This is a genomic window from Porphyrobacter sp. THAI-01a (assembly GCF_056868655.1).
In genome coordinates this window covers 1,320,406-1,336,041 of sequence record NZ_CP180579.1, presented here as the reverse complement: position 1 = coordinate 1,336,041, position 15,636 = coordinate 1,320,406, and the positions used below count along the sequence as shown (strand labels likewise).

The 15,636-nt window shown below is 67.8% G+C and carries 14 protein-coding genes; 9 read left to right on the top strand and 5 right to left on the bottom strand.

What is annotated here, in order from left to right:
• Positions 1 to 7: 7 nt before the first annotated feature.
• The 5 genes from ACMX37_RS06480 to ACMX37_RS06460 all read left to right on the top strand — a co-directional run bounded on the left by ACMX37_RS06480 (position 8) and on the right by ACMX37_RS06460 (position 5,285).
• Entirely contained in the window at positions 8 to 640 is a 633-nt protein-coding gene (locus ACMX37_RS06480) for a phosphoribosylanthranilate isomerase (RefSeq protein ID WP_483148044.1), read from the top strand.
• Positions 637 to 1,848, top strand: a complete 1,212-nt coding sequence (gene trpB, locus ACMX37_RS06475; RefSeq protein WP_483148043.1) for a tryptophan synthase subunit beta — start codon at positions 637 to 639, stop codon at positions 1,846 to 1,848. Before ACMX37_RS06480 ends, trpB begins: the two co-directional genes overlap by 4 nt.
• Positions 1,849 to 2,220: 372 nt before the next feature.
• Positions 2,221 to 3,000 carry a tryptophan synthase subunit alpha gene (gene trpA / locus ACMX37_RS06470; RefSeq protein WP_483148042.1) on the top strand — a complete coding sequence of 260 codons (780 nt, stop codon included), beginning with the start codon at positions 2,221 to 2,223 and terminating at the stop codon, positions 2,998 to 3,000.
• A gap of 83 nt (positions 3,001 to 3,083) precedes the next feature.
• Positions 3,084 to 3,935 (top strand): acetyl-CoA carboxylase, carboxyltransferase subunit beta, encoded by an 852-nt coding sequence (gene accD, locus ACMX37_RS06465; protein ID WP_483148041.1) that lies wholly within the window; start codon positions 3,084 to 3,086, stop codon positions 3,933 to 3,935.
• Positions 3,936 to 3,974: 39 nt separating this feature from the next.
• Positions 3,975 to 5,285, top strand: coding sequence for a bifunctional folylpolyglutamate synthase/dihydrofolate synthase (locus tag ACMX37_RS06460; protein WP_483148040.1), 1,311 nt, complete (start codon positions 3,975 to 3,977; stop codon positions 5,283 to 5,285).
• 216 nt (positions 5,286 to 5,501) lie between these two features.
• Here ACMX37_RS06460 and ACMX37_RS06455 read toward each other — a convergent pair whose 3' ends face one another.
• Entirely contained in the window at positions 5,502 to 6,821 is a 1,320-nt protein-coding gene (locus tag ACMX37_RS06455; protein WP_483148039.1) for an AmpG family muropeptide MFS transporter, read from the bottom strand.
• 100 nt (positions 6,822 to 6,921) lie between these two features.
• On the opposite strand from ACMX37_RS06455, the gene ACMX37_RS06450 reads away from it, so the two are divergent.
• From ACMX37_RS06450 to rsmD, 3 genes are read left to right on the top strand one after another with little or no spacing between them, the layout of a single operon-like run.
• Positions 6,922 to 8,052, top strand: a complete 1,131-nt coding sequence (locus ACMX37_RS06450) for an aromatic ring-hydroxylating oxygenase subunit alpha (RefSeq protein ID WP_483148038.1) — start codon at positions 6,922 to 6,924, stop codon at positions 8,050 to 8,052.
• Between the two features lie 19 nt (positions 8,053 to 8,071).
• The gene (locus tag ACMX37_RS06445) at positions 8,072 to 8,851 is read left to right on the top strand and encodes a pseudouridine synthase (RefSeq protein WP_483148037.1); all 780 of its coding nucleotides are present in this window, start codon (positions 8,072 to 8,074) and stop codon (positions 8,849 to 8,851) included.
• Positions 8,848 to 9,435 carry a 16S rRNA (guanine(966)-N(2))-methyltransferase RsmD gene (rsmD, locus tag ACMX37_RS06440; protein WP_483148036.1) on the top strand — a complete coding sequence of 196 codons (588 nt, stop codon included), beginning with the start codon at positions 8,848 to 8,850 and terminating at the stop codon, positions 9,433 to 9,435. The genes ACMX37_RS06445 and rsmD overlap by 4 nt, the downstream gene beginning before the upstream one ends.
• Here rsmD and ACMX37_RS06435 read toward each other — a convergent pair.
• Positions 9,432 to 9,887 (bottom strand): hypothetical protein, encoded by a 456-nt coding sequence (locus ACMX37_RS06435; RefSeq protein WP_483148035.1) that lies wholly within the window; start codon positions 9,885 to 9,887, stop codon positions 9,432 to 9,434. The two genes, rsmD and ACMX37_RS06435, sit on opposite strands and share 4 nt — an antisense overlap.
• Positions 9,888 to 10,158: 271 nt before the next feature.
• Between ACMX37_RS06435 and ACMX37_RS06430 the strand changes: the two genes are divergently transcribed.
• On the top strand, positions 10,159 to 12,465 hold the full coding sequence (locus tag ACMX37_RS06430) for an ATP-dependent helicase (protein WP_483148034.1): 2,307 nt from the start codon (positions 10,159 to 10,161) through the stop codon (positions 12,463 to 12,465).
• A gap of 7 nt (positions 12,466 to 12,472) precedes the next feature.
• Here ACMX37_RS06430 and ACMX37_RS06425 read toward each other — a convergent pair whose 3' ends face one another.
• The 3 genes from ACMX37_RS06425 to ACMX37_RS06415 all read right to left on the bottom strand — a co-directional run bounded on the left by ACMX37_RS06425 (position 12,473) and on the right by ACMX37_RS06415 (position 15,618).
• On the bottom strand, positions 12,473 to 13,297 hold the full coding sequence (locus tag ACMX37_RS06425) for a sterol desaturase family protein (protein ID WP_483148033.1): 825 nt from the start codon (positions 13,295 to 13,297) through the stop codon (positions 12,473 to 12,475).
• A gap of 52 nt (positions 13,298 to 13,349) precedes the next feature.
• The gene (locus tag ACMX37_RS06420) at positions 13,350 to 14,120 is read right to left on the bottom strand and encodes an aspartyl/asparaginyl beta-hydroxylase domain-containing protein (protein WP_483148032.1); all 771 of its coding nucleotides are present in this window, start codon (positions 14,118 to 14,120) and stop codon (positions 13,350 to 13,352) included.
• A gap of 82 nt (positions 14,121 to 14,202) precedes the next feature.
• Positions 14,203 to 15,618 (bottom strand): DEAD/DEAH box helicase, encoded by a 1,416-nt coding sequence (locus tag ACMX37_RS06415; RefSeq protein WP_483148031.1) that lies wholly within the window; start codon positions 15,616 to 15,618, stop codon positions 14,203 to 14,205.
• Between the last annotated feature and the right edge of the window lie 18 nt (positions 15,619 to 15,636).

Genomic DNA, 15,636 nt, shown 5'->3' with positions numbered 1-15,636 from the left:
CCGCCCCATGGCAGGCACCCTCGTCAAGATCTGCGGGATTTCGACGCCCGATACACTCGCTGCGGCGGTCGGCGCGGGGGCGAGCCATGTCGGCTTCGTGCACTTCGCCAAGAGCCCGCGCCACCTCGCGCTGGCCGATGCGGCGGCGCTGCGGCGTCAGGTGCCCGCTCACGTCAAGGCGGTGCTGCTGCTGGTGAATGCCTCGCCGGAGACCCTTGCCGAAGCGGTGCGCACCGTCGCGCCCGATGTCGTCCAGTTCCACGGCAGCGAGACGCCCGACACCCTCGCCCGCTTCCGCGCCGAGACGGGACGCGAAGCTTGGCGCGCGCTGGCGGTGCGCGACGCCGCCAGCCTCGCCACGGTCGCCGCCTTCCGGGGCGCGGCAGACCGCGTGCTGCTCGATGCGCCTGCGAGCGCGCTGCCCGGCGGCAACGGCACGGCCTTCGACTGGAGCCTCCTTGCCGGATGGCAGGCCCCGCTCGCCTGGGGCCTTGCGGGCGGCCTCACGCCTGCCAACGTCGCCGATGCGATCCGCGTCACCGGCGCGCCGCTGGTGGATACTTCGAGCGGGGTCGAGCGTTCTCCCGGCATCAAGGACGTGGACAAGATCACGGCCTTCTGCAAAGCGGCACGGCTATGAACTCTCCCAACTCCTTCCGCAACCAGCCCGACGAGCGCGGCCATTTCGGCCAGTTCGGCGGGCGCTACGTCGCCGAGACGCTGATGCCGCTGGTGCTCGATCTCGAGCGCGAATACCGCAAGGCGCAGGCCGATCCGGCGTTCCAGGCAGAATTCGACGACCTGCTCGAACATTACGTGGGCCGCCCCTCGCCGCTCTACTTCGCGACGCGGCTGACGGAAGAACTGGGCGGCTCGCAGGTGTGGTTCAAGCGCGACGAGCTCAATCACACCGGCGCGCACAAGATCAACAATTGCATCGGCCAGATCCTGCTCGCGATCCGCATGGGCAAGACCCGCATCATCGCCGAGACCGGCGCAGGGCAGCATGGCGTGGCGACCGCGACGGTGTGCGCGCGCTTCGGCCTGCCTTGCGTGATCTACATGGGCGCCGAGGACGTGAAGCGGCAGTCGCCCAACGTGTTCCGGATGAAGCTGCTGGGCGCCGAGGTCGTCCCCGTCACCAGCGGCGGCGCGACGCTCAAGGACGCGATGAACGAGGGGCTGCGCGACTGGGTCGCGAATGTCCACGACACCTTCTACATCATCGGCACCGCGGCCGGCCCGCACCCCTACCCCGAGATGGTGCGCAACTTCCAGAGCGTGATCGGCAAGGAGGCCCGCGCGCAGATGCTCGATCGCACCGGGCGCCTGCCCGACCTGCTGGTGGCTGCCATCGGCGGCGGGTCGAACGCGCTCGGCCTGTTCCACCCCTTCCTCGATGATCCTTCGGTCAAGATGCTCGGCGTGGAAGCGGCAGGCCACGGCCTTGACGGTGACGAACATGCCGCAAGCCTGCTCGGCGGATCGCCCGGCGTGCTCCACGGCAACCGCACCTATCTGCTGCAGGACGCGGACGGCCAGATCACCGAGGGCCACTCGATCAGCGCAGGGCTCGATTACCCCGGCATCGGCCCCGAGCACGCGTGGCTCAAGGAAAGCGGCCGCGTCGATTACACCGCCGTCACCGACGAGGAGGCGCTCGACGCCTTCCAGCTGCTGTGTGCGACCGAGGGGATCATTCCGGCCCTGGAGCCCTCGCACGCGATCGCCGCGGTGAAGAAGGTCGCGCCGACGATGCCGAAGGACTCGATCATCCTCGCCAACCTGTGCGGGCGCGGGGACAAGGACATTTTCACCGTGGCGGAGCGGTTGGGGGTGGAGCTTTGACCACTTTTTCTCGTCATTGCGAGGAGCAGAAGGCGACGCGGCAATCCATGGGTTCGGTCCGTGGATTGCTTCGCTACGCTCGCAATGACGAGAGAAGGGCTCCGCTAGGAGCTAACAAGTGAAGCGCAGGAAGCAGGATTTGGGCCCGATCCTTGGAGCAAAGCCAACATTCCGAGAACGCTTCGCTCGCGACTTCAGCCCGATGAGAGGCCTCAAGAGCTTTGGCCTCGGGCTCCTGCTCTCTCCGATCCTCATCTTACTGAGTTCATTCGGCGTCCAAGAATTCCACTGGGAAGGCGTGCTGCCCTTCATGCTTTTGGTTGCCGCGATTTGTGGACTTTGGGGCCTGTTTACGAAGAGAGACTTACCGTTGTGACCCGCCTCACCAATACCTTCGCCGCCCCGCGCCCTTCGCTCGTCTGCTTCATCACCGCGGGCGACGGCGACACGGCGGCCAATCTCGATGCGCTGGTGGAGGCCGGTGCGGACGTGATCGAGCTCGGCATGCCCTTCACCGATCCGATGGCGGACGGCCCCGCGATACAGAGCGCCAACCTGCGCAGCCTCGGCGCGGGGACGACCACGGCGGACGTGCTGCGCTACGCCACCGAATTCCGCGCGCGGCACCCGAATGTGCCGCTGGTGCTGATGGGCTATGCCAACCCGATGGTGCGGCGCGGCCCCGAGTGGTTTGCCGAGGCCGCCGCCGCGGCGGGCGTCGACGGGGTGATCTGCGTCGACATTCCGCCCGAGGAGGACGACGCGCTCGGCCCGGCCTTGCGGGCCAAGGGCATCGCCCCGATCCGCCTCGCCACGCCGACGACGGACGCCGCCCGCCTTCCGCAGGTGCTCGAGGGTTCGGAGGGCTTTCTCTACTACGTCTCGGTCGCCGGGATCACCGGCAAGCAGCAGGCGCAGATCGCCAGCATCGAGGCCAATGTGGCGCGCATCAAGCAATCGACCGCCATCCCCGTTGCCGTCGGCTTCGGTGTGAGAACGCCCGAACAGGCCGCCGAAATCGCCAAGGTGGCGGACGGCGTCGTGGTCGGCTCGGCGCTGGTGGAAGTCTGCGGCCAGTATGGCGCCGAGGCTCCAGAGCACCTCAAGGCGCTCACCGCCGCGCTGTCCGAAGCGGTTCACACCGCGCGCTGACGGGAACCGCAATCCCGCCCTGTGGATTGCTAGACCGTTGCACATCTCGCAATGACGGGGAAACCCGGCTAAGGACTGCTCGCATGAACTGGTTCACCCGCGTCCGCAATTCGCTGGGCTTCGCGCCCGAGAAGAAGTCCACCGAGAAGGATCTGTGGATCAAGTGCCCCTCCTGCCAGGAGATGCTGTTCGTCGCCGATTACGAGGCGAACCTTTCGGTCTGCCCGAAATGCGAGCATCACGGCCGCATCGGGGCCGACGCGCGACTTGCGCTGCTGCTCGATGCCGGCTTCGAGGTGCTGCCGCTGCCCAAGGTCACGGAAGACCCGCTGCAGTTCAAGGACACCAAGAAATACACCGACCGCCTCAAGGCCGCGCGCGCCGCGAACCCGCATGAGGATGCCTTCGTGGTCGGATCGGGCTTCATCGACGCCAAGCCGGCGGTCGTGGGCGTGCAGGACTTCAGCTTCATGGGCGGCTCGATGGGCATGGCCGTGGGGCAGGCCTTCTGCAACGGCGCGCAGAAGGCGCTGGACCGCAAGTGCGCCTATGTCGTGGTGACGGCCGCCGGAGGCGCGCGGATGCAGGAGGGGATTCTCTCGCTGATGCAGATGCCCCGCGCGACCGTCATGACGCGGCGGCTGAAGAATGCCGGGCTGCCCTACATCGTGGTGCTGACCGACCCCACCACCGGCGGTGTGACCGCGAGCTACGCGATGCTCGGCGACATCCACATTGCCGAGCCGGGCGCGCTGATCGGTTTCGCCGGCCAGCGCGTGATTCAGGACACGATCCGCGAGCAGCTGCCCGAAGGCTTCCAGCGTGCCGAATATCTCCACAAGCACGGCATGGTCGACATGGTCGTGCCGCGTCACGAGCTGAAGGCGACCCTGGCGAGCGTGCTCGATTACCTCGCCCCGGTGAAGGCGGCGTAAGCTCTCCCCTCCCGCCAGCGGGAGGGGCCGGGGGTGGGCATGAGAGATTTCGGCAAGTCGGACGACCCGCGCGTTCAGGCCCAGCTTGACCGCCTCAGCGCATTGAGCCTGCCGCAAGGGCGGCTCGGGCTGGAAACGATCCGCGCGCTGATGGAGCGGCTCGGCAATCCCCATCGTCAGCTGCCGCCCACGTTCCATGTCGCGGGCACCAACGGCAAGGGATCGACCTGCGCCTTCCTGCGGGCGATGCTGGAGGCCGAGGGCTACCGCGTCCACGTCACCACCTCCCCCCATCTGGTGCGCTACAACGAGCGCATCCGGCTCGCCGGAGAGCTGATCGCCGACGCGATGCTCGCCGAGGTGCTGGCCGAAGTGCTCGACGCCGGTGAGGATCTCGGCCCCAGCTTCTTCGAGGTCACCATCGCCGCCGCCTTCCTCGCCTTCGCCCGCGTGCCGGCCGATGTCTGCGTGGTCGAAGTGGGCATGGGTGGGCGCTTCGATGCCACCAACGTGCTGGAGCCCGAGGTGCTCGCAGCCTGCGGGATCGCCGCATTGGGCCTCGATCACGAGCGGTTTCTTCTGGCCCCCGAGGACGGCGTGCCGACCGAACCGATGGCCCGCATCGCCTTCGAGAAGGCGGGGATCGCGAAGCCGGGGGTGCCGCTCGTCAGCATAGCGCGGTCCGCACTAGAAGCGCAGAACATCGCCGCCGTAGCCCGCGCGAAGGGCGCGCCGCTGCTGGTTCAGGGCGAAGACTGGCACGCCGGCCCCTTCGACGGAGGGCTGGGCTATTCCGATCGCACCGGAAGGGACGGGGTGGACAGCATGAACCTCGCCCCGCCCGCCCTGCCCGGCGCGCACCAGTTCCGGAACGCCGCGCTCGCCATTGCTATGCTGCGCCATCAGGACAGGCTTCCCGTGCGCTTCGGCGCCTTCTCGCTGGGCCTGCAAGCCGCCCGCTGGCCCGCGCGAATGCAGCGTCTGCGCGAGGGCCCGCTGACCGGCAGGCGGGTGGTCTGGCTCGACGGCGGACACAATCCGCAGGCAGGCGCGATGCTGGGGGAGCATTTTGCAGGCCAGCGCCTGCACCTCGTGATCGGGATGATCGAGGGGAAAGACCCCGCCTCGCTGACGGGCGCGCTCGCAGGATCGCTCGCCAGCATCACCGCCGTGCCGGTGCCGGGGCACGAATGGCACCCGGCCAGCGCCTTCGGCCCCGCGGCGCGTTCCGCCCCCGATGTGCCCTCGGCCATGACGATGATCCCCGAGGACGGCCTGCCGGTGCTGATCGCCGGCTCGCTCTACCTCGCGGGCGAGGTGCTGCGGCTGAACGACGAAGTGCCGGACTGACCCTCGCGACGGGGCGATTTCCTACTCGCCTGGCCCGGGCTAGAGCAGGTGACCGCTCTTTCCCATTGTCGGCCCCGTCCGCATCGCGCCCGCGGGAGCGAAAAACGCTCCGCACACTGTCAACTTCGCAAATGGCGTATAAGCCTATGATAGAAAGGCGAAAATCCTGTAGGAATGCGAAGTCTACAGTGTCAACTTTGTAAACTTCGCGCGCCCTCAATCCTCGCCCCCTTCGGTGCCCGCCGTCCCGATCGAGGCGTCGATCAGGCCTGCGCGCATCATCAGCCAGAACAGCACGATCCCCGGCAGCGCCGCCGCGGTGGTGAAGAGGTAGAAGTTCACATAGCCGAAGCTCTCGACCAGCGCGCCGGCGGTGGTCCCCGTCAGCACCCGCCCGACGATGCTCGCCGCCGCCGAGATCAGGGCATATTGCGAGGCGGTGAACCTGAGGTCGGTGAGCGCGGCGAAGTAGGCGACCACCGTCACCCCGCCGATCCCGCTCGCGACGTTCTCGAACAGGAAGGTCGCGGCGAGGCCCGCATTGGTCTTGTCGACCGCCGCCAGCAGCGCGAAGCTGAAGTTGGAGACGCCCATCAGCACGAGGCTCAGCAGCACCGACCGCTTCATGCCGAGCCGGGTGTAGAGGATCCCCCCGATGAAGATCCCGATCAGGAAGGCCCAGAAGCCCACGCCCACGTCGTAGAGCGCGATCTCGTCGTTGGTGTAGCCCTTGTCGTCGAGCAGCAGGCGGACGGTGAGGTTCGCCAGCGTGTCGCCGATCTTGTGGAGCAGGATGAACAGGAGGACGAGCACCGCGCCCTTCCTCATGAAGAACTCGGTGAAGGGCCCGTAGACCGCCCGGAAGGCCTCGCCGATGCCCTTGGCGCGTTCCACGACCCGGCGGCGGGCCGGCTCGCCGAGGATCAGCGCGGTGAGCATGGCGGGCAGCGCGAAGGCGGCGCAGGTCATGTAGGCGACCTCCCACCCCGCGCGCGCCGCCACCACCAGCGCCAGCGCCCCCGCGCCGGCCGAGCCGATCCGCCAGCCGTACTGGGTCATCCCCGATCCGACGCCGAGCTGTTCGGGCTTCAGGGTCTCGATCCGGTAGGCGTCGATCACGATGTCGAAGGTCGCCCCCGCGATGCCGACGAGGATCGCCGAGGTCGCGACCCAGCCGATATCCGCCGCAGGGTCCACCAGCGCGAGGTTGACGACCGCCGCAATCACCGCGAGGCCGACCACCAGCATCCACGACACCCGCTGGCCGAGCCGCCCGATCACCGGCAGGCGCACCCCGTCGATCACCCAGGCCCACAGGAACTTGAAGTTGTAGGCAAGGAAGACGAGGGTGAAGGCGGTGACGGTCTTCTTGTCGATCCCGTCCTGTGCCAGCCGGCTCGTCAGCGTCGCGCCGATCAGGGCGTAGGGAAAGCCCGAGGACACGCCGAGGAAGAAGGCTGCGAGCGATTCCTTCTCGAGGTAGGGCTTCACTGCGCTCGCCCAGCCACGCTGCGGGGCCGCCCCGGTCTCGGTCATGCGAGGAGTCCTTTTGATTGATCCCGATCTCTGCCACACTCAGCAGGAATGAGAGGATGAGAAAAGAGCGATGAACGCTGCAACAACAGATTTGCCCAGAATGTCGCCGACCCCCGGGCAGCTGGCGCTCGCCGAGGCGATCCGGGAGGGGCGCGCCAAGGTGGCGGGCGGGATCCAGAGGGTGCCTGCGGCGAACTACACCTGCCCCCATCACTTCGCCCGCGAGAAGGCGGGGCTGTTCGACCGCTTGCCGCAGGTCATCGCCCCGTCCGCGCTCCTGCCGGAGGCCGGCATGGCCGTGCCGCACGATGCCACGGGGCGCCCGCTGCTCGTCACCCGCGACGCCGAGGGGCGCGCCCATGTCTTCCTCAACGTCTGCCGCCACCGGGGCACGCGGCTGGTCGAGGGCAGCGAGGTGCAATGCGCCAGGCGGCTCGTGTGCCCCTATCACGCCTGGACCTACCGGCTCGATGGCGGGCTGATGGCCCTCCCCCGGCCCGAGACCTTCCCCGGGCTGGACAAGGCGGATTACGGCCTCGTCGAACTGCCCAGGCTCGAGGCAGGCGGCCTGATCTGGTTCGCGCCGGTCGAGGGCGCCGATTTCGGCGCTGCACAGGAATTGGGCAGGGATCTGGATTCCTTCGGATTGGCGGGTGCCCACCTGTTCCGGCGCAAGCTCCACACGGTGAAGGGCAACTGGAAGCTCATCATGGATGCCTTCCTCGAAAGCTACCACGTCACGCGCCTCCACGCCGCGACCATCGGCCCCTTCTTCAAGGACGGCATCACGGCGGGCGACCAGATCGGCCCGCACCAGCGCAGCGCCGTCGGGCGGCTCGAGGAGATGGAGGGCGTCGACCTCACCGACATGGCGCAGCTGCGGCGGGTCGTCACCTTCGCCTATCAGCTCCTGCCCGCGACCGTGATCGTGCCCAGCCCCGACTACGTCAACGTGATGGTACTGATGCCGCAGGCGGCCGACCTGACGCTGGTCGAAGACTTCATGCTCATTCCGGAGGCACCCGCGACCGAAAAGGCGCTGGCGCACTGGGAGAAGAGCTGGAACCTGCTCGACGGCGGGGTCTTCGCCAGCGAGGATTTCCGCGCGGCGGAGCTGGGCCAGCAGGGGCTTTCCTCGGGGGCGGTCGATCACATCACGCTCGGCACGCTTGAAGGCGGGATCGCGCGCTTTGATGCGATCGTCAGCGAAGCCTTGCGGGCGGCGGGCTGAAGCCCTAGGCGCGGCCCCCATGCCCACCCAGCCCCCCCGCTCCGAAAACCGCCCCGAGGGCGACCGCATCGCGAAGCTCCTCGCCCGCGCAGGCGTCGCCAGCCGCCGCGAGGTCGAACGGATGATCGCCGAGGGGCGTGTGGCGCTGGACGGCAAGGTGCTCGACACGCCGGCCACGATCCTGCCGAATCTCAAGGGCGTGACGGTCGACGGCAAGCCCGTCACCGCCGCCGAGCCGACCCGGCTGTTCGCCTTCCACAAGCCCACCGGCCTCATCACCGCCGAGCGCGATCCGGCAGGCCGGCCGACGATCTACACCGCATTGCGCAATGCCCTGCCGAAGAACGCCGGACGGGTGATGCCGGTCGGACGGCTCGACCTCAATACCGAGGGGCTGCTGCTGCTGACCAACGACGGAGCGGTGAAGCGCACGCTCGAACTGCCCGCCAGCCGCGTGCCCCGCACCTACCGCGCCCGTGCCTTCGGTGTGGTCTCGCAGGAGCAGCTCGAGGACCTGATCGAGGGCGTCACCATCGACGGGATGCGCTACGGCTCGATCGACGCAAACCTCGAACGCTCCTCGGGCCGCAACCTGTGGATCGAGATGACCATCACCGAGGGCAAGAACCGCGAGGTCCGCCGCGTGCTCGAACATCTGGGCTTGCAGGTGAACCGCCTGATCCGCGTCGGCTACGGCCCCTTTGCGCTCGGCGATCTGCCGCGCGGGCAGGCGGTGGAGCTGAAGGGCAAGCCGGTCGACCGCTTCCTCGCCGATCTGGCGAAGGGTCCGCTCAAGTGAGGATCATCGCCGGGGAATGGCGCGGGAGGAAGCTTGCCGCGCCCAAGGGCGAGGCCACGCGGCCCACGGCCGACCGGGCGCGCGAGACGCTGTTCGCGATGCTGACCAGCCGGCTGGGCAATTTCGAGGGGCTGCAGGTCGCCGATCTGTTCGCCGGCTCGGGCGCGCTAGGACTCGAGGCCCTGTCGCGCGGGGCGGCATCGTGCCTGTTCGTCGAGCAGGACCGCGCCGCGCTGGACGTGATCCGCGCCAATGTCACAGCGCTGGGCGCAGGCGCCAAAGCGCGAGTGGAGGCAGGGTCGGTGATGGGGTTGCGGGCCGCCACCAGGCCGCTCGACCTGATCCTGGCCGATCCGCCCTATCACTCGGGCGCGGGCGAAGTCGCGCTCGACCGGCTGCTGCGGCTGGGCTGGATCGGGCCGGAAACCTGGATCGCGCTCGAGACCGCCTTCAGCGAGGACGTGGCGGTCACGGGATTGGTCCACGACACCGAACGCCGGGTCGGCAAGGGGAAGCTCCACCTCTTGCGGGTGGATGCCTCCGTTGCCGGCCCGGCGACGGTCCGCGACGAAAGTGCGGGTTAGCCCTGCGAGGACTTGATCTGGCTTTCGATCTGGCCCCAGGCCACTTCACGCTGGTCTTCCGGCAGCTGGCTCAGCCTGACCTTGTCCTGATCCGACAGCGCCCAGAACATCTCCTTACGCTCCTCGGGGAGCGACTGGTAATAGGTCTGGGTCTCGGCCGGCCAGGTCGCGACCGCCGCCTGCTGCTCTTCCACCGTCATGGTCTTGGACGCGGATGCCGGGGGCGGCATGGTGCCGTCATCCACGGTGCCATCGGTCGACTCGGGGAGAGTTTCGGTGGTGGTGTCGGACGGCGCCGTCGGCGGCGTGGTCGTGGTGGTCGTGCCGGTGTCCGGCATGCTCGGCGGGGTGGTGCCGGGCATCGCTTCATCCTGAGCCGAAGCGAGGGCGGGAGTCATCGCCAGAGCCGAAGCGGCACCGGCAAGACCGAGAATCTTCAGAGACTTGTGCATGGGTAACTCCATCATTAACTGACCCGAGCACGACGAACGCTGTATGCTGTCCGGCGGCGCGGCCCCTGCGAACCGGACATCTCCACATATGGACACGGTGCTTCCCGGGACAATGCTCCGGCCGGCCGGACAACCCGTCACTGCCCCGTCCGGTCGGTAAATGTGGCTGAAAGACGGCAGGCCGATGATCCGCCCGTCGCAATGCCTGTGCGGCAAGGCGCCTCGCGGCTTGCTCCGGTGATAATTGTTCCCTACCTGTTCGCACAAGACGATGAGCCCGCCTCTGCCCTCCCCCGCCGCTCCGCCCGAGTCGGTGCCCGCCTACGCCGCGCGGCTGAACCCGCCGCAGCGTGCGGCCGTGCTGGCGACCGAGGGGCCTGTCCTGATGCTTGCCGGCGCGGGCACGGGGAAGACCGCCGCGCTTACCTCGCGGCTTGCGCATCTGGTTGCGACGGGGCGCGCCTGGCCTTCGCAGATTCTGTGCGTCACCTTCACCAACAAGGCCGCGCGCGAGATGCGCGAGCGCGTGGCGCACCATCTCGGCCCGGCGGCGGAGGGGCTGCCGTGGCTCGGCACCTTTCACTCGATCTGTGCCAAGATGCTGCGCCGCCATGCCGAGCTTGTCGGTCTGCAGCACAATTTCACGATCATCGACACCGACGATCAGTTGCGGGTGCTGAAGGCGCTGATCACCGAGGCCGATCTCGACGAGAAGCGCTGGCCCGCGCGCCAGCTTGCCGGTCTGATCGACCGTTGGAAGAACCGCGGCCTCAATCCGGCGGATCTGGATGCGGTAGAGAACGAGGCCTATGCCAACGGCCGCGGCGCGGCGCTCTATGGCCGCTATCAGGAGCGCCTCAAGCAACTGAACGCCTGCGATTTCGGCGATCTGATGCTGCACATGCTGAACATCCTGAAGCAGCATCACGACATCCTCGCCGATTACCAGCGCCGCTTCCGCTACATCATGGTGGACGAGTATCAGGACACCAACGCCGTCCAGTACCTGTGGCTGCGGCTGCTCGCGCAGGGGCACAGGAACATCTGTGTCGTGGGGGACGACGACCAGTCGATCTATTCCTGGCGCGGGGCCGAAGTCGCCAACATCCTGCGCTTCGAGAAGGATTTCCCCGGCGCCGAGGTGATCCGGCTCGAACAGAACTACCGCTCCACGCCGCACATCCTCGGCGCGGCATCGGGGCTGATCCGCGCCAATTCGCAGCGCCACGACAAGACCCTGTGGACCGAGGTCAACGGCGGCGACAAGGTCAAGGTCATCGGCGTCTGGGACGCGCCCGAGGAAGCGCGCCGCGTCGGCGAGGCGATCGAGCGGCTGGAGCGGGAGGGCGCAGGCCTCGACCAGGTCGCCATCCTCGTGCGCGCGCAGTACCAGACCCGCGAGTTCGAGGACCGCTTCATCCAGATCGGCATCGCCTACCGGATCATCGGGGGCTTCCGCTTCTACGAGCGCGCCGAGATCCGCGATGCGCTCGCCTATCTGCGCCTAATCGCGCAGCCTCAGGACGATCTGGCGTTTGAGCGCATCCACAATGTCCCCAAGCGCGGGCTCGGCGCCAAGGCGCTGGAGGCGATGCACTCGCACGCCCGCCGGACTGGCCTGCCGCTCGCTGCCGCCGCGCTGCAACTGGCCGACAGCGACGAGCTGCCCAAGCGCGCCGCGATCACCATCGGCGGGCTGATGCGCCAGTTCCTGCACTGGCGCGAGCAGGCCGAGACGCTCTCTCCGGCCGACCTTCTCCGGCTGGTGATGGAGGAATCGGGCTACAACGCGATGCTCGCCGCCGACCGCTCGCCCGAAAGTGCGGGCCGCGCGGAGAACCTCTCCGAACTCGCCCGCGCGATGGAGGAATACGAGACGCTCGGAGATTTCCTCGAGCACGTCAGCCTCGTCATGGACAATGACCGCGCGAACGAGGGCGAGACGGTCACGATCATGACGATCCATGCCGCCAAGGGGCTGGAATTCGACAACGTCTTCTGCGTCGGCTGGGAGGAAGGCGTCTTCCCCTCGCAGCGCGCCATCGACGAGGGCGGCCTCGCGTCACTGGAGGAGGAGCGCCGTCTCGCCTATGTCGCGATCACCCGCGCGCGGCGGCATTGCACCATCCTCCACGCCGCCAACCGCCGCATCTATGGCCAGTGGACCAGTTCCATCCCCTCGCGCTTCATCGAGGAACTTCCCGCCGAGCATATCGAGCAGGAAACGACACTCACCGGCGGTGCCTCGCTGTGGCGGGCGAACTGGAGCGAGCAGGAAGACCCCTTCGCGCACGTGGCGCGCGACCGGCCCGACCGGGCGCAGCAGCGCGGCCCCGGCTGGCAGCGGGCGCTGGCGAGCGGATACGACACCACCCCCGCCCGCGTGCGCGAGAACACCCGGTCGGCGGCGAGCTTTGCCGCCCCCGCCCGCTCCGACATCGCGATCGGGGCTATGGTCACACATGCCAAGTTCGGCACGGGCTGCGTCATCGACCAGGAAGGCAACAAGCTCACCATCCTGTTCGAGGAGGCGGGCGAGAAGCGGGTGCTCGACAGCTTCGTGACAGTGGTGGGTTAAACGCCGGTCAGGCGGCGGGCTGCTCGGCCACGTCGGCAGCGCCCTTGCGCCAGTAGCGCGCCTCGAAGGGTCGCTTGAGTTCGCCCCAGGCGTCGCGGGTGCCTTCGGCAATGCCGGTCTCGCAGTTCACGTAGGGCGCCGGGTCCATGTAGGTGCCGAACACGCGGTCCCACAGCGTCACCGTGTTGCCGAAATTGGTCCCCATCAGCCGCTCGTCGCGGATGTGATGCAGGCGGTGTGCGGCAGGCGAGATCAGCAAGCGACCGACCGGACCGAGGGTCCAGGGCAGGTCGGCATGAATGAAATAGCCCCACCAGCTGCGCAGCATGAAGGCGATCGCGATCGCCCAGACCGGCAGGCCGAGCAGTATCACCGGCAGGCTGTCGAACAGAAGGCTCAGCGCCTCGCCGAGCGGATGCTTGCGGCGCAGGCTCAGCCAGTTCATCGCCTCGTCGGCATGGTGGGTCGCATGGACCGGCCACAGCGCGCGGGTGTGCTCCAGGCGATGACGCCAGTAGCCCGCAAAGTCGCACAGCACGATGGCGACGAACAGCGGGAGCAGGCCCGGCACGGCCTCCCAGAAGGCGACGAGCACCTCGGGCCGGGGGACCAGCGACTTGCCGGTCATAAGCGGGATCGCCAGCAAGGGCACGACCACGACGGCATTGACCAGCAGCAGCGCCAGATTGGTCACGATCTCGCCGCGCGCCCGGCGGATGCCGGAGAACACCGCGCCGCGCTTCAGCGCCAGCGCCAGCAGGCCGAACACCACCGCCATCGGCAGCAGTTCGGCGAGCTCGGTGCGCAGGGATTCGAGAATGGTGGCAGTCACCCGCAAGTTCTAGTCGGGCACCAGCCAACAAAGCGTTAAGCCGCAGCCGCGCTCAGGCGGTGACCTTGCCCCCGGCGGCCTCGATCGCCTTGCGGATGTCCTGCACGAAGCGCGACCGGCCGACGGCCCACAGGAACAGGTTCTGGATGGCATTCCCGCTCCAGCGGCAGGGGCGCTTGATCTGGATCAGCAGGATGTAGCGATCCTCGTCGGTCTCGTTCCAGACCTCGTGATTGAACATGTCGTCGAAGACGAAGGACTCGCCCTCGTCCCAGTGCAGCACATGGACTGCCTCGCCTTCCTCGAGATGCATCCGGCACTTCGCGCGGTCGGCTGGGGACTTGAGCGCGAGATGGTAGGTCAGCATTCCCTTGGTCATGCCCCAGTGGCGCGGGATGTGCCCGCCCGCCTCGAGCACGGAGAAATTGGCGGTGACCAGACCCGGCACCTGGTCGAGCAGGTCGGCAGTGATCGGCGCGCGGCGCGCGTTCGATTCCATCCGGTAGCCGTAGCCCTTGATGAAGAACGCCCGCCAGCGTCGGTCGGCGGCGATGCGGCCGTGATCGAAGGAGATGTCGCCGAGCGAAGGGATGTCCTCGGCGCGGATGCGCACGGCCTCGTCGCGGATGTCCTGCCAGCGGGCCTCGAGAGCGGGCATCCAGGGGAAGGCAGCCTTGTCCACGATCGCAGTGTCGGGGATCTTCGACGCGTTCATGATGATCCGGTCGATCCTGGGTCGCAGGTCCTTGCCGATCTGGAACAGGGACTTGTTGAGGAACGGCACCTTCCAGCCGCGCGCATTCACGGTTTGCTGCCAGTTCACTGAAGGATATTCCTTCGCCGGGGTTGGACGAACCTTTCCCCGTTACCTCAAGGTCTTGCGGCACGAAAGTCCCTGAAAGGCCTTAACCGAAGCCGACGTCGAGGAAGCTCGGGCGCGGGCCGTTCCATTCGCCGGCGGGCACCGGCTCGTCGTCCTCGCGGTGACGGCGGGCGCCGCGTTCGGGCCGCTCGGTGCGCGCAGGACGCTCCTCGCGTCGTTCGTCCCGGGGGCGGCGTTCCTTGCGGGGGCGCTCCTCCCGCTCCTCGCGGTCCTCGCGGGCGCGGCGGGGCTTGCGCTCCTCGCGCGGTTCCTCCTCCGCCTCGCTGCGCTCGACCTTCGCGGCTTCCGCCTTGGCCAGCACTTCGCTGAGGTCGACCCGCACGTCGGCCTTGCCGAACACCTTGATCGCGCTGCCGGTCAGCTTCTCGACATTGGCGATAGCCTCGGCATCCTCGTCCGAGACGAAGGTGAAGGCCCGGCCCTTGGCCCCGGCACGCCCCGTTCGGCCGATGCGGTGGACGTAATCGTCAGGGTGCCAGGGCGTGTCGAAGTTGAAGACGTGGGAGACGCCCTTGATGTCGAGCCCGCGCGCGGCAACATCGGAGGCGACGAGGATGTTGACCTCGCCGGTCTTGAACCGCTCGAGCTCCTTGAGACGCGAAGTCTGATCCATGTCGCCGTGGATTTCGCTGGAGCGGAAACCGTGGCGCTTGAGGCTCTGGTTCAGCTCGCGCACCGTGGTCTTGCGATTGGCGAAGATGATCGCGGTCTCGACCAGATCGTTCTCGAGGAACCAGCGCAGCGTCTCGCGCTTGGCGCGGGTCTTCACCGGCACCTTGAAGGCGGTGATGTCGGCATTGGTGGAGGCCGCACGGCTCACCTCGATCCGCTTGGGATTGGTGAGGAACTTCTTCGCCAGCTTCTCGATCGGCGGCGGCATGGTCGCCGAGAAAAGCATCGTCTGGCGCGTTTCGGGAAGCTTCGAGCAGATGAACTCGATGTCCGGGATGAAGCCCATGTCGAGCATCCGGTCGGCCTCGTCGATGACGAGGAGCTCGCAGCCGTTCAAAAGGATCTTGCCGCGCTCGAACAGGTCCATGAGGCGGCCCGGCGTGGCGATCAGCACGTCGACCCCGTCGGACAGCGCCTTGAGCTGGTCGCCCATCTGCACGCCGCCGATCAGCAGCGCCATCTTGAGATCGTGGTTCTTGCCGTATTTCTCGAAGTTCTCGGCGACCTGTGCGGCGAGTTCGCGCGTCGGCTCGAGGATCAGCGAACGCGGCATCAGGGCGCGACGGCGGCCGGCGGCCATTACGTCGATCATGGGGAGCACGAAGCTCGCGGTCTTGCCCGTGCCGGTCTGGGCGATGCCGATGAGATCCTTCATCATCAGCACGGTCGGGATCGCCTGCGCCTGGATCGCGGTCGGCGTGGTGTAGCCCGCGTCCTCCACGGCTTTGAGCAATTCGGGCGAAAGGCCGAGATCGGCGAAGGTCATCAGGTGTATGGTGTCCGA